Genomic DNA, 21,328 nt, shown 5'->3' with positions numbered 1-21,328 from the left:
GATGACCAACGACCAGCCGAAGCCGCCGGTCGCGGCGCAACGCCCGCACCGCTACAGCCGCCATGGCTACACGATCGACGATCCCTGGTCCTGGCTGAAGGACCAGAAATATCCCACCGTCGATGACGAGGATATCCTTGGCTATCTGCGCGCCGAGAACGCCTGGTTCGAGGCGGCGATGAAGCCGCACGAGGCGCTGGTCGAGACGCTGTTCGCCGAGATGAAGGCGCGCCTGAAGGAGGACGATGCCAGCGTCCCGCAGAAGGACGGCCACTGGCTCTACTGGTGGGCGTTCAAGCCCGGCGGCCAATATCGGCTATGGTATCGCAGGCCGGTCGGCGGCGGCGCTGACGAGGTCATCCTCGACGAACCGGCCGAGGCCGAGGCCGAGGGCCATGACTATTTCCGCCTGCAGGTGCTGAGCGTCAGCCCCGATGGCCGGCTGGCCGCCTGGTCGGCCGACCGCAACGGTGCCGAGCGGTTCGAACTGCGCATCCGCGATCTGACGACGGGCAGGGATATCGAGACGGTCAGCGCGATCACCAACGGTGCCGTCGCCTGGGGGGCGGATTCGAGGAGCCTGGTCTATACCGAGGTCAACGACAATTGGCGGACCTTCCGCGCCCGGCTCCATGTCCTCGGCACCGATCCGGCGAACGATCCGACCGTCTATGAGGAGGTGGACGACATCGGCTTCAACGTCCGGGTCGGCAAGACCCAGGACGAACGCTGGATCGTCGTCCAGACCGGCGATCACCAGACCACCGAAATCCGCCTCGTCCCCGCCGCCGATCCTGCCGCCCCGCCGATGCTGGTCAGCCGACGCCAGGAGAAGCGCGAATATTCGGTCGACAGCGCACATGGCGCGCTGTGGATCCTCACCAATGACGAGCATGTGAACTTCCGGATCGCGAAGGCCGATCCAGCGGTACCCGGGGAATGGGAAACCGTGGTTGCCGGTTCGGACAGCGTCTATATCCGGGGGATCACCAGCTTCGCGAAGCATCTGGCCCTCACCGAGCGGGTCGACGGGCTCGATCAGGTCCGCCTGCGCGGCTATGACGGAACCGAGCACCGCATCGCCTTTCCCGAGGCGAGCTACACCGCAGGGCTCGGCAGCAATCCCGAATATGACCCGCCGGCTTACCGACTGCATTATGCGTCGATGGTCACGCCGCAGACGGTGTTCGACTATGATCCGGCCGCACGTCGCCTGACGACGTTGAAGGTGCAGGAAATACCGTCGGGCTATGATCCCTCGCTCTACGCGACCGAGCGGCTGATGGTGCCCGCGCGCGACGGGAGGATGATCCCGGTGTCGGTGCTGTATCGCAGGGGCTTTCCGAAGGACGGATCGGGCAAGCTGTTCCTCTATGGCTATGGGGCCTATGGCCATGCGATCCCGCCGGGCTTTTCGACGGTGCGGCTGTCGCTGGTCGATCGCGGCTGGGCTTATGCGATCGCGCATATCCGGGGCGGCGACGACCTCGGTTACGACTGGTATCTGAAGGGCAAGGCCGAGCACCGCTGGAACACTTTCCGCGACTTCTCGGACGCGGCGCGCGGACTGATCGCGGCCGGCCTTACCAGCGCCGGCAGCATCGCCATCAACGGCGGCTCGGCCGGCGGCGAGCTGATGGGGGTGGTCGCCAACACCGATCCCGATCTGTGGGGCGCGGTGGTGGCCGATGTGCCGTTCGTTGACGTGCTGAACACGATGCAGGACGAAAGCCTGCCGCTGACGCCCGGCGAATGGCCCGAATGGGGCAACCCGATCACCGACAAGGCGGCGTTCGAGCTGATCCTGAGCTACAGCCCCTATGAGAATGTGACCGCGCAGGCCTATCCGCCGATGTTGATCACCGGCGGGCTCAACGATCCGCGCGTCACCTATTGGGAGCCCGCGAAATGGGCCGCCCGGCTGCGCGCCACCAAGACCGACGACAATGCGCTGCTGCTCAAGATCAACATGGGGGCGGGCCATGGCGGCAAATCGGGCCGCTTCGAATCGCTGCGCGAGGATGCCGAGGCCTATGCCTTCGTGCTGACCCAGATGGAAAAATAATCCCCCCTCCTGGGGAGGGAGGGGATTGCGCCATCGCGGACGATATCGCCCGGGGCCACCCGCCCCTTCGCCGTTCAGTTGCCGGCGATACTCCTCTCCTGCTCCGCGGAGATCATTGCCGCGAGTTTGCGCCGTACCCTTATGGCGCCTTCATCGCCGTCATAGACAGGGGGAAATCCGGCCCGAGTCAGCACCCGGCTCATAGCATTACTGTTATGATCCCTCCTGTTGTACTTGTTGTCTATCACGCAACAGTCAAAGCAAAAATCCTTGAAAATCTGGGATCCTCCAAAGGTGAAGTAAAGGACTTGTTATGGCACGATGAACGGTTTCTGCTGCTTGTGAACCAGCGGAGCCCCCCATGTCGCCCCTTCATCCTGCCAATACGTCCAGCCTCGACAGTTACTGGATGCCTTTCACCGCCAATCGCCAGTTCAAGGCCGCGCCGCGTCTGCTTTCGGCCGCGAAGGGCATATATTATACGAGCATCGACGAACGCGAGATACTGGACGGCACGTCCGGCCTGTGGTGCGTCAATGCGGGCCATGGCCGGGCGGCGATCGCCGATGCGGTATCGCGCCAGCTTCAGGTCATGGATTATGCCCCGAGCTTCCAGATGGGGCATCCGATTGCCTTCGACTTCGCGGCGCGGCTGGCGGCGATGTCGCCGGGCGGGCCTGAAGCGGGCCTGGATCGCATTTTCTTTGCCGGCTCCGGATCGGAGGCCGTCGACAGCGCCCTGAAGATCGCTGTCGCCTATCAGCGCGCGATAGGCCAGGGTACCCGCACCCGCCTGATCGGCCGCGAGCGGGGCTATCATGGCGTCGGCTTCGGCGGGATTTCGGTCGGCGGGCTCGTCAACAACCGCCGCGTCTTCCCGCAACTGCCCGGAACCGATCATCTTCGTCACACCCATGATCTGGCCAGGAATGCGTTCAGCAAAGGCCTGCCTGAGCATGGCGCGGAACTGGCCGACGATCTCGAGCGGCTGGTCGGCCTGCATGGCGCCGAGACGATCGCGGCGGTGATCGTCGAGCCGGTCGCCGGATCGACCGGGGTGCTGCCGCCGCCCAGGGGCTATCTGGAGCGGCTGCGCGACATCTGTACACGGCACGGCATCCTCCTGATCTTCGACGAGGTCATCACGGGGTTCGGGCGATTGGGTTCCCCCTTTGCCGTCGACCATTTCGGGGTGGTGCCCGATATGGTGACCACGGCGAAGGGCCTCACCAATGGCTGCGTTCCGATGGGGGCGGTGTTCGCAAGCCGGAAGATCCACGATGCGCTGATGCAGGGGCCCGAAGCGCAGATCGAACTGTTCCACGGCTATACCTATTCGGGCCATCCGGTGGCCTGCGCCGCCGGGCTGGCGACGCTCGATATCTATCGGCAGGAGGGGCTGCTGACCCGTGGCGCCGATATCGCCCCTAAATGGCGCGATGCGATGCACAGCCTGGCCGGGCTGCCGCATGTCATCGATATCCGGACTATCGGCCTTGTCGCCGGGATCGAACTGGCATCGCGCGACGGGGCGATCGGCGCGCGGGCACATGATCTGTTCGTGGACTGTTTCGAGCGGGGCCTGCTGATCCGCGTGACCGGGGACATCATCGCGCTTTCGCCGCCTCTGATCATCGAGCCCGATCAGATCGATCAGATCGTCACCACGCTTGCCGATGGGCTGAAGCGGCTGGCCTGACGCGGGGGCCGACGGACAGGGGGCGGGCCGGACGTCCGATCAAGCCGGGGCAGGCGCGTCGATGATACGGCGCGCCTGCCATTCATCGGCCCTCGCTTGTTCGTGGCCTAGAACCCCATGCAGATATATTTCATCTCGACATAGTCCTCGATGCCATATCGGGATCCTTCCCGGCCCAGGCCGGATTGCTTGACCCCACCGAACGGCGCGAGTTCGGTCGAGATGATGCCGGTGTTCACGCCGACGATGCCGGTTTCCAGAGCTTCGGCCACGCGCCAGACGCGACCCAGATCTCGGGCAAAGAAATAGGCCGCCAGGCCAAAGGGCGTCGCGTTGGCCTGCGCGATGACATCCTGCTCGCTGGAAAAGCGGATCACGCCCGCAAGCGGCCCGAAGGTTTCCTCATTGGCCACGAGCATGGACGAGTCCACGTCTCGCATGATGGTCGGGCGATAGAAGCGGCCGCCTCTGTCGCTCGGTCCGCCGCAAACCAGCTTCGCGCCTTTGGCGCTTGCGTCGGCGACATGCTCGCGAACCTTCTCCACGGCGGCCTGGTCGATCAGCGGGCCGACCTGGGTAGCCTTGTCGGCGCCGTCGCCGATCACCAACGCTTCGGCGGCGGCGGCAAATCGCTCTATGAAGGCGTCGTAAACCCCATCCTGCACGTAGAAGCGGTTCGCGCAGACGCAGGTCTGTCCCGCGTTGCGGAACTTGGACATGATCGCCCCCTGGACGGCGGCATCCAGATCGGCGTCGTCGAAGACGATGAAGGGGGCATTGCCGCCCAGTTCAAGGCTGAGCTTCTTGATGGTGGGCGCTGACTGGGCGAAGAGTTTCGCGCCGACCTCGGTCGACCCGGTGAAGCTGATCTTCCGGACTTTCGGATTTTCGGTGAGCTCGCGTCCGATCTCGGTCGCTCGCCCGGTCACGATATTGAACAGCCCGGCGGGCAGCCCGGCCTCTTCCCCCAGACGCGCGAGCGCGAGGGCGCTGAACGGCGTCTGCAGCGCGGGTTTCAATACCACGCCGCACCCGGCGGCCAGGGCGGGGCCGATTTTGCGGGTGATCATCGCGCTCGGGAAATTCCACGGCGTGATGCACCCGACCACGCCGATCGGCTGCTTCACGACGATAAGCCGCTTGTCGGACGCGTAGGAGGGGACAACATCGCCATAGAGGCGCTTGGCCTCCTCGCCGAACCATTCGAGAAAGGACGCCGCATACGCGATTTCGCCCCGCGCCTCGGCAAGGGGCTTGCCCTGTTCCTCGGTCAGGAGGCATGCGAGTTCCTCCTGGTGGGCCATCATCAGGTCAAAGAAATTGCGGAGGATCGCGGCGCGATGCTTGCCGGTCTGGGCCGCCCAATCCACCATCGCGGCCTCCGCCGCATCGATCGCGAGCCGGGTTTCCGCGGCGCCCAGGGCCGGCACGCGGCCGATTGTCTCTCCCGTCGCCGGATTGTCGACATCGATCCACTGGTCGCCCGCTATCCACCGCCCTGCGACGGGGCATGCTTCAATCTTCCATTGTCCGGACTGCATACCCTTACCTCCAATGAGACCGGACAAAAGAGCCTCTGAAAGGCATTCTGGAAAGCGCGGTCTCGAAATGTCTCAGTTTCCAATGGGAAACGCTGCCCCGGCGAGTACCTCCCGCTGCAGGCGTCTGATAGCAAAAAAATGGTCGGGCGGTGTCCGCCGGATCGCGCTCGACGCCCGGACAGGTGCCACTTTATTGGGAATCCACTCAGGCGAAGGTACTGGAAAGCATGGCGTCCACCGCAATCGGCACGATTCGTCGCGGTTGAGAAGGCCGGGGATCGCGCCTATCGCCAGAGCACCCGTTCGCCTACCTTGCGCGGCCAGTAGGCGGTAAAATCGTCCGAGACATGCTGGACATGGTCGCGCATCAGTTTGCCGGCCTTCTTCGCGTTGCCGTCGATGATCGCACGGGCGAGATCGGCATGCTCGTCGATGATGAAGGGTTCCAGCGCGGTGCGGTCCTTGTGGACCAGCATGTGGTCCGACACGATGAAGCCGATCGCGCGATAGGTAATCGACAGCGCCTTGTTGTCGGCCAGTTCGGCCACCGCGTCATGGAAGCTCAGCCCCGACGAGATGGCGATCGTCTCGCCTTCCCTGGTCGAGCCGAGATAGGGCGACATCAGTTCCGTACGCCGCGCCTTGTCCGGATTCTGGGCGGCGAGCTCGGCAAGCAACGGCTCGGTCAGCACCCAGGTGCGCAGCAGCTCGTCATAGCTGACATTGGCGAGGTGGAAGTAGAGCGTCATCGTCCGGCCGAGATTGCGGGGCGACGGCTCGGCGACGATCGTTCCCGCGCCGGGGCCGGGGCGGATCTTGATCAGTCCCTGGGTCTCCAGCAGGCGCAGTGCCTCGCGCAGCGACGAGCGGCTGACGCCATATTGCACCAGCAGCTCCGCTTCGAGCGGCAGCCGGTCGCCGGGTTTGAGCTGCCGGCCGACGATGTCGCGCACGATGTCGAGCGCGACGATCTCGGCCGTCTTCATCGTACGGCGCGGGCCGCCCGGATCACTATGTCCATTGTCTTGCGCCATGCATCCCCGCCTATCTGTCCCCCGACAGCGCCTGCGATCCAGTGTCGCTACGACAAGTCACGCCCTCAGTCCAAGCCTCGACGTGGTCTTCGGTGAAAAAGTTGACCGGCTGTTCGACCACGCCGGCGGTAAAATCCCGCCGGGCCCCGGCGATGAACCAGCTGCTGTCGAGGGTTGCCTCGGCATAGCCATGGCATACGCCGGCCATCACGGCGTTGAGGCGCAGGGTGCGGCCGGTGAATGCCTCGCTGAGATAGGGCCCGCCCTGCGCGATCAGGCAGGTGCGCTCCAGCACGATCGCAGCTTCCAGCGCATCGCCCTCGAAAGTCTCCGCCGCCCAGCGGGTGAAGCCACGGAGCAGCGGCCGCCCGGCCAGCGCCTCGGGCTCGACGATGTGGTGGTCGCGGACGAGCCAGCGGTGGATCACCTGGCCGTCGCATTCGACGATAACGGTGACGGGCGCATCGGTCTCGTCGGGCACGGCCGCATCATAGACCCGGCCCGCCTCGTGCGGCCGCGCCGCCTGGGCAATCGCAAGGGCGGCGAGGTCGAACATATGGGTGCAGTTCCGCCGGACGCGTGCCTTTTCGTAGAGCTCCTCGCGTGGCATCGCCAGCGGCAGGCCGATCAGTTCGCGCAGCACAACGGCCGCGCCGGGGCAGGCGGTGGTCGGGATGCGGAATGCGCGCGCGTCGATATCGGTTATGATCCCGCCGGCATGCCACAGGGTGCAGTGCATCTCGTGGAATTCATCGGAGAGATGCGCCTCAACCCGTCCCGCGTGATTGATCAGCCGGAAACGGCGCCGCACCACGCGGTTCCCATAGGCGGGATCGCGCGGAAAGGGCAGGGCATAGGGGGCGCTCAAACAGTCTCTCTCCCGGATATCGATTGAGGCTATCATGCCGGAAAATCTCGGCTTTTGGCCACCTATCCAATGTGCAGGGTGCGGCCTTGCCCCGGCCGGTCCAAAAGACGCCGTCATGATGGCCCGACGAGTCTCGCTGGCACCCCTGTCGCTGCCCGATCTCGGGCCGGCGGCTTTCGTTCGCGCCGCCGGGCAGGCCGGCTATCGCCATGTCGCGCTGCGCCTGATCGGCGGTGATCCCGTCAACCCGCCTGTCGACATGGCTTGTCTCGTGCGGAGCCTGGCCGAACTGCCCGAATTACGCCGAATCCTCGACGGGGAAGGCCTGTCTGTCGCGGAGCTGGAAGTGCTGTTGATCGCGGCGGACACCGATATTGCCGCGAGCCGGCCGATGCTGGAAATGGGAGCGGTGCTGGGTGCACGACATCTGGTCGTCGGCATTGCCGATCCGGACAGCCTGCGTGCCGCCGACCGGCTGGCCGATGCGGCCGCCCTTGCCCGCGATCATGGAATGGTCATCGAGCTGGAGTTCGTCCCCTATACGGAGTTGAAAACGATCGGGGCTGCGCTCGCGCTCATCGAGGCGTCGGGGGCGACCGATGCCGCGATCCTGGTCGATGCGCTTCACCTGGCACGGTCGGGTGGCGATGCTGCCGCGGTCGCCGCTGTCCCCCGTGAGCGGTTGCGCTGCCTGCAGCTCTGCGACGCGACGCGCGCCGCCCCCGCCAATCTGATCAAGGAATCCCGCACCCATCGGCTGGCGCCGGGCGCTGGGGAACTGGATCTTAGGGGGATGCTCCGCGCGATGCCCGCCGATGCGGCGTTGAGCGTCGAGATACCGGATATCGCGCGGCTGTCGGCGATCGGCCCGGTCACCTATGCCACCGAACTGAGACAGGCCGTGGAATGCCTGCTCGAAACCATCGAAGAGGAAGCCGCATGATCAACCGCCAATGGCGTATCGCCGCCCGCCCGCTGGGCCGTGCCATCGAGACGAGCGATTTCGACTGGGGCGAAGGCGAGGTGCGGTCGCCCGGCGACGGCGAACTGCTCGTCCGCGTCGATCATCTCGGCTTCGATCCGGCGCAGAAGGGCTGGATGGAGAATGTCGCCGACTATCTCGGGCCCACCGAGATCGGCGACGTGATGCGCGCCTTTGCGGTCGGTGAGGTGGTCGAGTCGCGCGATCCGGGTTTCGCGGCGGGGGACAAGGTCACCGGCATGTTCGGCTGGCAGGACTATGCCACGGTTGCCGCCAGGGACGCGACCAAGGTGCCCGACGAGATGCTGACCGCCAATCTCGGCATCCTCGGCGTCACCGGCTACACCGCATTCTTCGGCATGAACAAGATCGCCAAGCCTTTTCCGGGCGATACCGTGGTGATAACCGGGGCGGCCGGGGCGACCGGATCGACCGTGGGGCAGATCGCCAAGATGGCGGGCTGCCGCGTGATCGGGATCGCCGGCGGCGAGCGGAAGTGCCGCTGGCTGGTCGAGGAGCTCGGGTTCGACCATGCGCTCGACTATCGCGCCGCGAATGTCCGGCGCGAGATCAAGCCGCTGGTGCCGAACGGTATCGATATCATCTGGGACAATGTCGGCGGCTCGATCTTTGACGGGCTGCTGCCGCGCATCGCGATGCACGCGCGGGTCGTCGTCTGCGGGGCGATCTCGATCTATTCCGAGGCGACGCTGCCGCCGGGCCCTTCCAACTATATGCAGCTCGTCTTCCGCCGCGCGAAGATGGAAGGGCTGATCGTGCTCGACCATGAAGCAGAGTTTCCCTGGGCGCGTGAGCGTCTCGCAGGCTGGATCCGCGAAGGCCGGATGAAGCATGCCGAGGATGTCGTCCATGGGTTGGAAAACGCCCCCGAGACGCTCCTCCGCCTGTTCAAGGGCGAGAATTTCGGCAAGCAGGTCCTGACGCTGCGCTGACCTTCGATATGAAGCAGACCGCCGTTCCGGCATGGCCGGGGCGACGGTCAGGGTTGCTGACGACCCATGTGCCGGGAGGCGCGATAGAAGGCCGCCGAGGCGATCGCGGAGAAGACCAGCATCAGGCAGATGGCGTGGCGAAGGGCGCTGCCGTCGTCCTGTCCCATCTGCTGGAGCAGATCGCTGACCCAGCCGGTCAGCAGCGGTCCGCACACCGATCCGACGAGACCCGCCAGCATGACCAGCACGCCCGACGTCAGCGCCCGCACGCGGGGCGGCACCAGGCCCTGGCTGGTCGCGAACACCGCCGGGATGTGCATGTTGGCCAGAAACACCGCCGCGACGCCCGCCGCCACGGAGGGAGCGAAACCCGGGAGCAGGAACTGGAGCGCGGTCGCGGGCACCGTCAGCCCGGCGGTGATAGCGGGAAGCCGCATCGGCCAGCGACGGTCGCGCAGGCCGAGACGGTCGGTCAGGAAGCCCCCGCTCAGCGTGCCCAGCCCGCCCGCGAGCCCGCCGAGGATGCCCACCACCAGCGCCGCCTCGCCCAGCGTCGTCTCATGCGCGCGGGTGTAGAAAGAGGCGCTCCAGGTCAGCGATGCGGTGATGATGAAGGTCTGGCAGCTGTTGCCGATGGCGATGCAGCGGAAGCTGGGCATGCGCCAGAGCAGCGCCACCGCCTCGCCGAAGGGAGGAGGGGTGTTGGATTCCCCGCTGTCTCCATCGCGTGCGGGTTCGCGCAGCGCCATCGCGATGATCGGAGCAAGCAGCAGTCCCAGGCTGCCAACGACGAAAAAGGCTGTCTGCCAGCCCCAGCGCGCGGCGATCATGCCCGCCCCGGTCAGGCCGATCAGGCTGCCGACCGGCAGGCCGAGGCCGAAGAATGCCATCGCGCGTGCGCGCTGGGCGGGCCGGAAATAGTCGGCGATCAGCGAATAACAGCTCGGCAGGCAAGTCGACTCGCCGATCGCCACGCCCATCCGCAGCACGAACAGGGCCGCGAAGCTTGCCGCCCAGCCCATCGCCGCCGTCATGCCACTCCACAGCAGCAGCGCCGCGACGAGCAGATATTTGCGGTTCCAGCGATCCGCCAGCCGGGCCATGGGGATCGACAGCAGCGTGTGCGGCACGAAGAAGGCGAGCCCGGTCAGCGCGCCGATCTCCGCATCGCTGAGGCCGAGATCGGCCTTGATAGGGACCTGCAGCACGCCCATCGTGAAGCGGTCGGCATAGCTGACCACCGCGATCGCGAAGAGCAGCGCAAGTGCCTTCAGCGAGGAAGGCTGCCAGGTCCTTTCCATGGCCTTCAGCGGGGCGTGCATGGCCTAGAGATCGAAGGCCGGGGGCTCGGCCGGGACCGTCCAGAGCTTGCTCGTCTCGATCTCGCGCACCGCCAGCGTCTCATAGATGCCGTTGGCCACGAACGGTTCCTTTGCCAGCCATTCGCGGACCTGATCGACACTGTCGGCCTGGAAGAGATAGAGCGATCCGCATTGCGACCGATCGTCGTCGAGCATCGCCCCCGCGCAGAGCAGCGATTCCAGATTGCCGCTTACATAGGCGCGATGATCGGCCCGATGGGTCTCGCGCAGCTGCGCATCCTTGGGGCGCCGGTCGAAGCCGATGACGGCGAAGGTGGGCATGATGTTCTCTCCTCTCAGGCCTTGTTTCTGTCAGCCAACATGACGATGCGGCGGCTTGCGAAGCGCCACACTCCGTCGGCATCGCGCGCATAGCTGTCGATATTCTCGGCAATGACCGAGGGATCGGTCGGCCAGGGTGCGTCGCCGTCGGCGGCGAAGACGATCTGGCTGATATGGCCTTCCGCGCGATCCGGGCCCAAGGCGCTGAAGCGCAGATTGGTCAGCAGATGGCGGGTTCGGACGGTCCATCGCGCCCGCGCCTTCCACGCCACGTCCAGTTCGGCCTGGCCGCGCATCGTCCCCCAGGGCCCGATCCAGACACCCTCCGCAGTGAACAGATCGGGGATGTGCGCGGCGTGGCCATTGTCGACGCGCCAGACATATTCGGTGCACAAAGCGGTCAGTTCGGCGCGCAGCACCGGCGATACGCCGAGATAGTCGAGACTCGTGTCGGCCATCGGCTTCCTCTTCCCCGGGCTTGATCGGTGCGCATTACCTGCGACCATATCGCCCTGGTTCGGCCAAAGCGTCGCTCAGGCGAACTGTCGTTTTTGTCAGGCGGGGATTCCGGTGGGGTGGCGGACATTCCTGTCCAATGTGCCAGCTTCGCCCGGCGGCGTCTTGAGGCAGGCGCAGGACGGCGCAAGATGCGGACGTAAACAATAGGAATGGCGGTACGATGATTTTCGAATTCTCGGAGAACGCGAAGCAGTGGCACGGCCGCGTCCAGCGCTTCATCGACGAGCATATCGCGCCCAATGACGAGCGGTTCGAGCATGAGTTGCGCCAGGGGGATCCCTGGGCGCTATCGCCGGTCGTCGAGGAACTGAAGGTGAAGGCCAGGGAACAGGGTCTGTGGAACATGTTCATGCCGCCCAGCGCCGGCACGGACCATGTCGATCACAGCTTCGAGTTCGAGACCCCGCATCTGAAGAATGTCGAGTTCGCGCCGATCGCGGAAATGACCGGCCGTTATGTCTGGGCTCCCGAGGTGTTCAACTGCGCGGCCCCCGACACCGGCAATATGGAGGTGCTGGAGCGCTACGGCACGCTGGAACAGAAGGAACGCTGGCTGCGTCCGCTGATGGACGGCAAGATCCGCTCGACCTTCTGCATGACCGAGCCTGCGGTCGCCTCGTCCGACGCGACCAACATCGAGACCTCGATCGTTCGCGACGGCGACGATTATGTCATCAACGGCCGCAAATGGTGGTCGTCGGGCATCGGGCACCCCAATTGCGAGCTGTTGATCGTGATGGGCAAGACCGACCCGTCGGCGTCCAGCTATCGTCAGCAGTCGATGATCCTGGTGCCCCGCGACACGCCCGGCGTCGTGGTTGAGCGGATGGTCCCGGTGTTCGGCTATGACCATGCCCAGCATGGCGGCCATGGCCAGGTGCTGTTCGACAATGTGCGCGTGCCCGTTTCGAACCTGCTGCTGGGCGAGGGGCGCGGCTTCGAGATCGCCCAGGGCCGCCTCGGGCCGGGCCGCATCCACCATGCGATGCGGGTGATCGGCGCGGCCGAGTTCGCGCTGGAGAAGATGTGCAAGCGCCTGCTGTCGCGCACCGCCTTCAAGAAGCCGATTGCCGAGCATTCGATCTGGGAGCAGCGCGTCGCCGAGGCACGCACCGATATCGAGATGGCGCGCCTGCTGTGCCTGAAGGCCGCCTATATGATGGACACGGTCGGCAACAAGGTGGCCCAGGCCGAGATCGCGATGATCAAGGTGGCCGCGCCGCGCATGGCGATCAAGGTGATCGACGATGCCATCCAGGCGTTCGGCGCCTCGGGCGTGTCGCCCGATTTCGGCCTGGCCGAGGCCTATGCGAACAACCGTATCCATCGCCTCACCGACGGCCCGGACGAGGTGCATAACCGCGCCATCGCGCGGATCGAGTTCAACAAATATCGCAACACCGACCTGTCTTCGGTTGCGCCGCGTATCCTGAAGGACTGAGCCGATGGCCGATTATTTCGATCTGAGCGGCAAGGTCGCGCTCGTCACCGGCGGTAGCCGGGGGCTCGGCCGAGCGATGGTGAAGGCGCTCGCCGAATGCGGCGCCGACGTGATCGTCACCAGCCGCGATGCCGCCAGCTGCGCGGAAGCGGTGGCCGAGGTCGAGGCGCTCGGTCGGCGCGGCTGGGCGATCCCGGCGCATGTCGGCCGCTGGGAGGCGATCGACGAACTGGTGGAAGCGGCCTATGCAGCCGCCGGGCGGATCGACATATTGATCAACAACGCCGGCAACGCGCCCGCGGTCGCCAAGTCGACCGACATGACCGAGACGCTGTTCGACAAGACCGTCGGCCTCAACTTCAAGGGACCGTTCCGGCTCGCTTCGCTGGTCGGCGAGCGGATGGTGGCGCAGGGCAGCGGATCGATCATCAACGTCAGCAGCACCGGTGCGGTCCACCCCGAGCCCGAGTTCGCGGTCTATGCCGCGGCCAAGGGCGCGCTCAACATCATCACCAAGGGCCATGCGCTCGAATATGGGCCGAATGTCCGGGTCAACTGCATCATGGCCGGGCCCTTCTGGACCGACATCTCCAAGAGCTGGCGCGAGGAGGCCGACAAGACGATCAACTCTGCGGCGCGCCGCATCGGTCGGCCCGAGGAAGTGGTCACCGCCGCGCTCTACTTCGCCAGCGACCATTCGAGCTACACCACCGGCACTGTGCTGACCGTCGATGGGGGCCAGCGGTGAGCGAGCCCGCGCCCAAGAAATATTTCGGTGACATCGTCGAGGTGAAGTCGGCGCACCGCTTCGATCTCGGACGCCTGGAAGCCTTCCTCAAGGAACGGGTGGCGGGCTTCACCACGCCGATGAGCGTGCGCCAGTTCGAAGGCGGGCAGTCCAATCCCACCTACATCCTCGACACACCCGACCGGACCTATGTGCTGCGCCGCAAGCCGCCGGGCGTGACACTGGCCTCCGCCCATGCGGTCGATCGCGAGCATCGCATCCTTTCCGCGCTGTTCGCGCAGGGCTTCCCGGTGCCAGAGCCGCTGGTCTATGAAGAGGACCCCGAGGTCATCGGTTCCCCCTTCTACCTGATGGCGCATGTGCCGGGGCGCATCTTCTTCGATTGCCGCATGCCGGACCTGAACCCCGACGAGCGGGCGGCGGTGTGCGACTCGATCAACGAGACGCTGGCCCGGCTGCACAGCTTCGATCCGGACGCCATTGGACTTGAGGGCTATGGCAGGCCCGGCAATTATTTCGCCCGGCAGGTCGCGCGCTGGTCGCGCCAGTATCGCGATACCGAGAGCCATCGCATACCGGCGATGGACCGGCTGATCGAGTGGCTGCCGGGTGCCGTCCCGGTGGATGTCGAGCGCGCCACGAGGATCGTCCATGGCGACTACAGCTTCCACAATATCCTGATCCACCCGACCGAGCCCAAGGTGGCGGCGGTGATCGACTGGGAACTGTCCACCACCGGCGATGCGATGGGCGACCTGATGTATCATGCCATGGAGTGGTACCGCCCGGCCGGCATCGATCCGCGCGGGACGCTGAAGGGCGAGGATCTCGCCGCGCTGGGCATCCCGTCTCTGGACGCCTATCTGGTCCGCTATTTCGAACGGCGGGGTCTACCGATGCCCGGCAATCTGGGCTTCTATCGCGCCTATAACCTCTTCCGCGTCGCCGCGATCTGGCAGGGCGTCGCCGCCCGCGCGGCGGCGGGCAACGCCTCTTCCTCCAACGCCGGGGAGATGGCCGCGAAGGTGGAACCGCTGGCCGAAGCCGCCTGGATCGAAGCGCTCGACGCCGGCGCCTGAGATCGAACCGGAGATTGACATGACGACGCGCCCCATCGCCCAGGATCTGTTTGCCGAAACACCCCGGCCGCATCTGATCGCGGGCCGAAGCCGAACCACGGGGCGGATCGTCTTTCCCTTCCCCGAGGGTCTGGAGGGGCAGGATTGCGATCCGGTCGATCTGGCGTCGGAAGGGACGCTGTGGTCTTGGACGGTGCAGCGTTTCCGTCCGAAGTCGCCGCCCTATGCCGGGCCCGAGGCGTTCACGCCCTATGCGGTCGGCTATGTCGAATTTCCCGGCCAGGTGATCGTCGAAGGGCGGCTGACCGAGGCGGATTTTGCCGCGCTGCGGATCGGCGAACGCTATCGCACGGTGATCGTGCCCTTCGCCGAGGATGCGGATGGCACCTCCATCCTCACCTATGCCTTCGAACGAGTGGAAGGAACGGCGGCATGAGCGCCTATATCGTCGGAATCGGTATCCACCCCTTCGGCCGCGCCGAGGGCATGACCGGGCTGGACATGGGCGTCGCGGCGGTCCGCAGCGCAATCGCCGATGCTGGTGTGGAATGGAACGACGTGCAGTTCGCCTATGGCGGCTCCGATGCGTCGGGCAATGCCGATACGATGGTGAGCCGACTGGGCCTGACAGGCGTGCAGTTCATCAACGTCAAGAATGGCTGCGCCACCGGCGGATCCGCACTGTTCGCCGCCGCCAGCTCGATCCAGTCGGGCGAATATGACCTTGGCGTCGCGGTAGGCTTCGACAAGCACCCGCGCGGCGCCTTCGATCCCAAGCCTGCCGAGTGGGGCCTGCCGGACTGGTATGGCGATATCGGCCTGATGCTGACCACGCAGTTCTTCGCGATGAAGATCCAGCGCTACATGGAATTGCACGGCATCAGCCCCCGGACGCTGGGGCTGGTTGCCGAGAAGAGCTTCCACAATGGAGCGCGCGCCGAACATGCGTGGCGGCGTGAGGAGGTCGACCTCGACACTATCCTCAACTCCCAGATGGTCAGCGATCCGCTGACCAAGTTCATGTTCTGCTCCCCCGCCGAGGGTGCGGTGTCGCTGGTGCTCGCGAGCGAGAAGAAGGCCCGTGAACTGGGCGGGCCGATGATCAGGCTGGCGGCCGCGGCGATGCGCACCCGTCCGGCGGGATCGTTCGAGGTGTTCGCGCCCGCGCTCGACGTCGAGCGCGGCGGCACGGCAACCGAGATCGCCAGCAAGGCGGCGTTCGAGAAGGCCGGGGTCGGCCCCGGGGACATCGACGTCGCCCAACTGCAGGATACCGAGGCCGGTGCCGAGATCATGCATATGGCGGAAAACGGCTTCTGCAAGGATGGCGAGCAGGAACAGTGGCTGGCCGAGGGCCGCACACGGCTCGACGGCTCCCTGCCGGTCAACACCGATGGCGGCTGCATTGCCTGCGGCGAACCGATCGGCGCGTCGGGATTGCGCCAGGTCTATGAGAATGTCGTCCAGCTGCGCGGGGCCGGAGGCGCGCGCCAGGTCGCCGGCGATCCGAAGACCGCCTACAGCCATGTCTATGGCGCGCCCGGCGTCTCGGCGGTGACGATCCTCACCCGGTAAAGTGTCGGCGCGGTGGAGGCCGGGGCCGTCAGGGGCTCCTTAGGCAAGCTGACGGCGAGCCTGTCGCGGTCCGGGCCTCCGCAGGGCCGACAGTTTTCCAGACAGAAGAAGGCCGGACCGGCGTTGGACACCGGACCGGCCTCAGTAGGGAAAAAGGGACGGATCAGCGCATCGCGGCGGCGTACCGTTTGATCTCCGTGTCGGGATCGCCAAACAGGCTGGCGAGCAGCAGCATCCGCTTATAGGCATGGCCGACGATCAGTTCGTCGGTGATGCCCATGCCGCCGTGGAGCTGGATTGCTTCCTCCGCCAGCCGCACACCGGCTTCGGCGATATAGGCCTTGGCACCGATCCTGGCGGCCTCGGCACCTTCACCCTCGGCCAGTGCGGCGCGGTAGAGCAGCGAGCGCGATTGTTCGACCGCCATATACTGATCGGCCATGCGATGCTGGATCGCCTGGAAGCTGCCGATCGACGCGCCGAACTGCTTGCGGACGCGGATATAGTCGAGGGTAGTGTCGAACAGCGCCGACATCAGCCCCAGCATTTCCGCCGCGATCGGCACGCGAAGCTCGTCGATCAGCGCGGCCAATATCGAGATGTCGCCGGCCATTGGCTCGGCGGGTGTTCCGGCAAAACCGATCTGTGCGGCAGTCGCGCCGTCGATCAGGCGGTAATCCTGCCGGGTGATACCCGCCGCACCGGCCTCGACCAGATAGAGGCCGATCGTGCCGTCCTCGCCGCGCGCGGTGACGATGAAGGCATCGGTCGCGGCGCCGGCCACGATGAAGGTCTTGGTCCCGTCGATCCGGCCATCGGTGAAGCGCGTCTCGACGTCGTCGAGCGCGAAGCGCGACGCGGGCTCGGCATGAGCGACGGCGATATGGACCGCGCCCGCCGCCACATTGGCAAGAAACCGCTCCTTCTGCGCGGGCGTTCCCGCGCGGGCCAGCAATTGCCCGGCAAACAGGATCTCGGTGAGATAGGGTTCGGCGACAACGCCTCGGCCGAGTGCCTCGGCGACAACCATCAGTTCGACCGGACCGCCCGCCAGTCCGCCATCCTCTTCGGCGAGGGGCAGGGCGAGCAGGCCCAACTCGGCGAGCAGCACCCAATTGCCGCCATCGAAGCCGGCGGCGGGAATGCGGTGGTGCGGACGCACGGCGGGATCGAAGCGCTCCTGGACGAAGCGCTCCACCATGTCGCGCAGCATCTGCTGCTCTTCGTTCAGTCGGAAATCCAAGGTCGGAACTCGCCCCAATGCAGGCGCCTTCCGCGCCCTTCGCCTCGGGATGTAACCGAGCCGTTCCGGCGCTGCGCCTCCGCTTTCAGCTAGTTCGATGTCGGCTAGCCTTTTGCACAGACGCCACGGCCGGTTTCCTGCGCGATAGGAGGGGAATTGGAAGGGGCCCTTGTCCCCGGAGGAACGGAATGGATTTCGAGTATAGCGAGGGGGAGCAGCGCTTTCGGGAGGAGGTGATCGCATTCCTCGACACCCATCTTACGCCCGATCTGCGCGCCGGCGCTCGCGCGACCCCGGTGGTGTTCGCCGAGCCCGACATTGGCCTCGTCTGGCAGCGGATTCTCCATGAGAAGGGCTGGCTCGGCTATAACTGGCCGGTCGAGCATGGCGGTACCGGCTGGACGCCGGTGCAGCGCTATATCTTCGAGAAGGAACTGGCGCTCGCCGACGCGCCCAATCTTCCCGTCCTCAGCCTCAAGCTGCTGGCGCCCGTTCTCTGGACCTTCGGGACGGAGGCGCAGAAGAGCAGCCTGCTGCCGCGCATATTGTCGGGAGAGGATTATTGGTGCCAGGGCTTTTCCGAGCCCTCCTCGGGTTCGGATCTCGCCAGCCTGAAGACGCGCGCGGTGCGGGACGGCGATCATTATATCGTCAACGGCAGCAAGCTGTGGACCACCCACGCCCAGTTCGCCGACCATATCTTCTGCCTGGTGCGTACCGACGCTGAGGTGAAGCCGCAGCGCGGGATGAGCTTCCTGTTGATCGACATGCGGCAGCAGGGAGTCGAGGTGAAGCCGATCATCGGCATGGCTGGGGACCATGAGGTCAATGCGGTCTTCTTCGACGATGTGAAGGTGCCGGTGGCCGATCGGGTGGGCGATGAAGGGCAGGGCTGGACGATCGCCAAGTTCCTGCTGGAAAACGAGCGCGGCGGTTCCTGCCATGCGCCGCGCCTGCTGGCGGAGCTTGGAGCTTTGCGGCGGATCGCGGCGGAGGAGCGCGATGGCGCGGGTGGCGCGCTGCTCGATGATCCGCTGTTCGCGGCCCGGCTGGCACGGACCGAGCTGGAGGCGTTGGCCCTGGAAATGACGGAGCTGCGCATTCTCGCCGAGATCGCCGAGGGCAAGGCGCCGGGGCCGCAGACGTCGCTGGTCAAGATGTGTGCTTCGACGCTGCATCAGCAGATCGACTCGCTGACCATGTCGGCATTCGGCTATGCCGGGCTGCAGCTGTCGACGGCGCGGCCGCTCTATGCGCCCGGCGGCGAGGCGCCGATCCGCAGCAAGGAGGCGCAGGTTGCCCCGGCCCGCGCGCTCAATGGCCGGGCCTGGACGATCTTCGGGGGCAGCAACGAAGTGCAGCGGACGATCATCGCCAAGACGGTGCTTGGGCTCTGATCGTCCGCATTGGAACGTCCCGGCTATGTCGCGATCAGCTGTTCAGCCCGATATAGCCAAGCTGGGCGGCCTTGAAGACGGTCTGGCTGCGGTTCACGGCATCGAGCTTGGTCGCCGCATTGTGGATGTGAAAGCGCACCGTCGCGCGGCTGCGCGCCATGATCAGGCTGATCTCATAATCGGTCTTGCCGATCGCCGCCCAGCGCAGGCATTCGACCTCGCGCTTGCTCAGCATCGTGCCGCCGACCGGCAGCCGCTCGGGCGCGACCATCACCCGCTGGTAGGAGGTGATGAAGGCGCGCGAATAGAGGCCCAGCGTCTCGCCATGGGCGGCGAACTCCTCGGACAAGTCGGTACGCGACGGATCGGTCGAAGTGAAGCTGACCGCGCCGATCTGGCCGAAGGGCATGTGGATCGGCACCACGATCGCCGTGCGGGCGAAGCTGCGGCGCTCGAAATTGGTGAGGTCGATGCCGTCGAGCCAGCGATTGGGACGCATCGTGTAGAAGCCGTCGCCATTGCACCAGAAGGGATCGCTCTCATAGCGGCAGGCGGTGGTGAGCGGGGAGGCGAGCGCGAGCTGCGGGGTCCGCCACCACCGGTCGTCCTCGTCATCGGTCCAGCCGAACACGTCGGTCGCCAGGATATTGCCCTCGGCATCGCGCATCAGCTGCTTGACGGCGATGTTGTGGCAGGTCGCGACGCGACAGTCGAAGCGGTCGCGCGCCAGCGCGTAAAAGGCCTCGGCCGCGGGGCGCACATCGGCCGGCGTGGCGATGCGAAGCGAGTCGATATCATGCGGATTCATGGCAACCACTCCCGATCTGTGCTGGCTGTTTGCCTGTCGGGGACAACCATATCCCAGTCCCGGTGAGGCGGCAAGAAAAACTGCCAATCATCATCATGAATTAAGATGTTTGGACGATCGGATAAAGTTCCCAGGCAGCCGTCAATCTGGTTGGAAATGGCAGTTTTCTGGAAAAATTGGTCGATTTACCAAATGGAGATTCCAGCGTGCGGTGGCGGCTTTCGTCACAGCCTTTTCCATCCATCCGAGGCGCTCTCCGAGGCCGCCTCCCTCGAATCGGTCTTCCCAATGGCGGGCCGACCTGTCCTTTTGATCGGTAGGCGGGATCAGGGCCGGAACGGCATGCTCCCTCGCGACAATCATGATGGAAGAGGCCATGCAGGACGAGCAGCTCACATTCGATCTAATCGTGATCGGAGCCGGCATGGCCGGCCTCAGCGCCGCCGCGCGCGCGGCCGAAGCGGGGTTGCGGGTCGTGGTGATAGAGGCGGCGGCCGAGGTCGGCGGATCGGCGGCCATGTCGGGCGGCATCCTCTGGACGCTCGAGTCCACCGCCAAGATGGCCTATCATGGCGGCGGCGATCCGGCTTTCTCGGCGCTGGTGGCGCAGGGCTACCGCGATGGCGTCGCCTGGCTGCGCGGCCGTGACGTGCATATGTCCAACGTCGTCAATCCACTCAACGGGCGGGGCTACCAGGCCGATCTGCTCGGCCATTTCGCCCAGGCGGTGGTGACGGTGGAAGGCGCCGGCGGCATCGTCGTGCGCGATACAAGGGTCGAGCGGCTGCTGACTGACGCGGAAGGCCGCGTGGTCGGCGCGCACACCGTGCATGCCGACGGCGAGATGGATATCTTTGCGCCATGGACGCTGCTGTCCACGGGCGGTTTCCAGGGATCGGCCGAGCTGCGCGAAGCCTATCTGGGGCCCAACGGGCGGAGCGTGCTGCTGCGATCCAATCCCACCAGCGATGGTGCCGGACTGCGGCTGGGTACGGCGGCGGGCGGCGACGCGCCCAAGGGCAATCTCGGCTTCTACGGCCATCTGGTCAGCGGCTCCCCCGCCTGGGGCGACCCGCGGCTGTTCACCCGGCTGTCGCAATATCACAGCGATTATACGGTGCTGCTCAACGAGGCCGGTCATCGCTTCTGCGACGAGAGCGAGGGCGATCACGCCAACACCCACCAGACTCTCCAGCAGCCGGGCGGTCGGGCGCTGATGGTGTCGGACGATGCGATCCACCAGGCCCATGGCGTCACCGCCGTCGTCGAGGTCGCACCGCCCGAGGACCGGATGCAGGTCGCCCTGGAGCATGGCGGCGAAGGAATCGTGGCGGACACGCTCGACGAAATCGCCTCCTTCGCCGGAGCGCATGGCTTCGACCGCGGTCAATGTCTCGCGACGCTGAGCGACTATAATCGCTGCGCCCGCGAGGATTGGGAGAATCTCTCGCCGCCCCGCGTGCATCAGCCGCACAAGCCGCTCGCGCGGGCGCCCTATTATGGGCTGATCGTCTATCCGGCGATCACCTTCACTTTCGCCGGCCTGCGCTGCGACGATCGGATGCGTGTGCTGAGGGCGGATGGTGCTCCTGTCGGCGGCCTGCTCGCGGCGGGCGCCGATGTCGGCGACGTCTATCGTGGCGGATATGGCGGTGGTCTGGCGGCGGCGTTGACCACCGGATTGCGCGCGGCAGGAACGGTGATGGGCGGTTAGAGCGCCGCCCCGGCGGAGG

General features: G+C 65.8%; 19 protein-coding genes. 11 read left to right on the top strand and 8 right to left on the bottom strand.

Annotation, left to right across the window (positions count from 1 at the left end; all coding sequences use genetic code 11):
- Position 1 precedes the first annotated feature (1 nt).
- Positions 2-2,065, top strand: coding sequence for a S9 family peptidase (locus CMV14_RS19085; RefSeq protein WP_066961248.1), 2,064 nt, complete (start codon positions 2-4; stop codon positions 2,063-2,065).
- 361 nt (positions 2,066-2,426) lie between these two features.
- Positions 2,427-3,764 carry an omega-aminotransferase AptA gene (gene aptA / locus CMV14_RS19080; RefSeq protein WP_066961245.1) on the top strand — a complete coding sequence of 446 codons (1,338 nt, stop codon included), beginning with the start codon at positions 2,427-2,429 and terminating at the stop codon, positions 3,762-3,764.
- A gap of 107 nt (positions 3,765-3,871) precedes the next feature.
- Here aptA and CMV14_RS19075 read toward each other — a convergent pair whose 3' ends face one another.
- From CMV14_RS19075 to CMV14_RS19065, 3 genes are all read right to left on the bottom strand, one after another.
- Positions 3,872-5,305: an NAD-dependent succinate-semialdehyde dehydrogenase gene (locus tag CMV14_RS19075; RefSeq protein ID WP_066961242.1), complete on the bottom strand. Its 1,434-nt coding sequence runs from the start codon at positions 5,303-5,305 to the stop codon at positions 3,872-3,874.
- Positions 5,306-5,589: 284 nt separating this feature from the next.
- Positions 5,590-6,339 (bottom strand): FadR/GntR family transcriptional regulator, encoded by a 750-nt coding sequence (locus tag CMV14_RS19070; protein WP_083215758.1) that lies wholly within the window; start codon positions 6,337-6,339, stop codon positions 5,590-5,592.
- Positions 6,340-6,349: 10 nt separating this feature from the next.
- Entirely contained in the window at positions 6,350-7,207 is an 858-nt protein-coding gene (locus CMV14_RS19065) for a DUF2889 domain-containing protein (protein ID WP_066961235.1), read from the bottom strand.
- Between the two features lie 115 nt (positions 7,208-7,322).
- On the opposite strand from CMV14_RS19065, the gene CMV14_RS19060 reads away from it, so the two are divergent.
- On the top strand, positions 7,323-8,150 hold the full coding sequence (locus tag CMV14_RS19060) for a sugar phosphate isomerase/epimerase family protein (RefSeq protein ID WP_176489052.1): 828 nt from the start codon (positions 7,323-7,325) through the stop codon (positions 8,148-8,150).
- Positions 8,147-9,142 (top strand): NADP-dependent oxidoreductase, encoded by a 996-nt coding sequence (locus CMV14_RS19055; protein ID WP_066961231.1) that lies wholly within the window; start codon positions 8,147-8,149, stop codon positions 9,140-9,142. The genes CMV14_RS19060 and CMV14_RS19055 overlap by 4 nt, the downstream gene beginning before the upstream one ends.
- Positions 9,143-9,189: 47 nt before the next feature.
- Here CMV14_RS19055 and CMV14_RS19050 read toward each other — a convergent pair whose 3' ends face one another.
- From CMV14_RS19050 to CMV14_RS19040, 3 genes are read right to left on the bottom strand one after another with little or no spacing between them, the layout of a single operon-like run.
- A complete protein-coding gene (locus CMV14_RS19050; protein WP_066961228.1) occupies positions 9,190-10,464 on the bottom strand; it encodes a spinster family MFS transporter in 1,275 nt (424 codons plus the stop codon).
- A 3-nt stretch (positions 10,465-10,467) separates the two neighbouring features.
- Positions 10,468-10,785, bottom strand: coding sequence for a YciI family protein (locus CMV14_RS19045; RefSeq protein ID WP_066961225.1), 318 nt, complete (start codon positions 10,783-10,785; stop codon positions 10,468-10,470).
- A 14-nt stretch (positions 10,786-10,799) separates the two neighbouring features.
- Complete coding sequence (locus CMV14_RS19040) at positions 10,800-11,243, bottom strand: nuclear transport factor 2 family protein (RefSeq protein ID WP_066961222.1); 444 nt, start codon at positions 11,241-11,243, stop codon at positions 10,800-10,802.
- Positions 11,244-11,464: 221 nt separating this feature from the next.
- Between CMV14_RS19040 and CMV14_RS19035 the strand changes: the two genes are divergently transcribed.
- The 5 genes from CMV14_RS19035 to CMV14_RS19015 are packed head-to-tail and all read left to right on the top strand — an operon-like array spanning position 11,465 to position 16,147.
- Positions 11,465-12,745, top strand: a complete 1,281-nt coding sequence (locus CMV14_RS19035) for an acyl-CoA dehydrogenase family protein (protein ID WP_066961219.1) — start codon at positions 11,465-11,467, stop codon at positions 12,743-12,745.
- A gap of 4 nt (positions 12,746-12,749) precedes the next feature.
- A complete protein-coding gene (locus tag CMV14_RS19030; RefSeq protein WP_066961216.1) occupies positions 12,750-13,493 on the top strand; it encodes an SDR family NAD(P)-dependent oxidoreductase in 744 nt (247 codons plus the stop codon).
- Positions 13,490-14,572: a phosphotransferase family protein gene (locus tag CMV14_RS19025; RefSeq protein WP_066961213.1), complete on the top strand. Its 1,083-nt coding sequence runs from the start codon at positions 13,490-13,492 to the stop codon at positions 14,570-14,572. Before CMV14_RS19030 ends, CMV14_RS19025 begins: the two co-directional genes overlap by 4 nt.
- 19 nt (positions 14,573-14,591) lie before the next feature.
- Positions 14,592-15,008, top strand: a complete 417-nt coding sequence (locus CMV14_RS19020; RefSeq protein WP_066961210.1) for a Zn-ribbon domain-containing OB-fold protein — start codon at positions 14,592-14,594, stop codon at positions 15,006-15,008.
- Complete coding sequence (locus tag CMV14_RS19015) at positions 15,005-16,147, top strand: thiolase family protein (protein WP_066961207.1); 1,143 nt, start codon at positions 15,005-15,007, stop codon at positions 16,145-16,147. Before CMV14_RS19020 ends, CMV14_RS19015 begins: the two co-directional genes overlap by 4 nt.
- A gap of 163 nt (positions 16,148-16,310) precedes the next feature.
- Here CMV14_RS19015 and CMV14_RS19010 read toward each other — a convergent pair whose 3' ends face one another.
- Complete coding sequence (locus tag CMV14_RS19010) at positions 16,311-17,390, bottom strand: acyl-CoA dehydrogenase family protein (RefSeq protein ID WP_066961204.1); 1,080 nt, start codon at positions 17,388-17,390, stop codon at positions 16,311-16,313.
- 188 nt (positions 17,391-17,578) lie between these two features.
- Here CMV14_RS19010 and CMV14_RS19005 point away from each other — a divergent pair, with 188 nt between their 5' ends.
- Positions 17,579-18,787, top strand: a complete 1,209-nt coding sequence (locus CMV14_RS19005) for an acyl-CoA dehydrogenase family protein (RefSeq protein ID WP_066961201.1) — start codon at positions 17,579-17,581, stop codon at positions 18,785-18,787.
- Between the two features lie 34 nt (positions 18,788-18,821).
- On the opposite strand, the gene CMV14_RS19000 is transcribed toward CMV14_RS19005, so the two are convergent.
- Positions 18,822-19,595, bottom strand: a complete 774-nt coding sequence (locus tag CMV14_RS19000; protein WP_066961198.1) for a helix-turn-helix transcriptional regulator — start codon at positions 19,593-19,595, stop codon at positions 18,822-18,824.
- Between the two features lie 376 nt (positions 19,596-19,971).
- Here CMV14_RS19000 and CMV14_RS18995 point away from each other — a divergent pair, with 376 nt between their 5' ends.
- Entirely contained in the window at positions 19,972-21,309 is a 1,338-nt protein-coding gene (locus CMV14_RS18995; protein ID WP_066961531.1) for an FAD-dependent oxidoreductase, read from the top strand.
- Positions 21,310-21,328 lie beyond the last annotated feature (19 nt).

Source organism: Rhizorhabdus dicambivorans, assembly GCF_002355275.1.
GTDB classification, from domain to species: Bacteria; Pseudomonadota; Alphaproteobacteria; order Sphingomonadales; family Sphingomonadaceae; genus Rhizorhabdus; species Rhizorhabdus dicambivorans.
The sequence above is the reverse complement of the archived record's forward strand: the minus strand, read 5'-3'. Positions and strand labels throughout refer to the sequence as shown.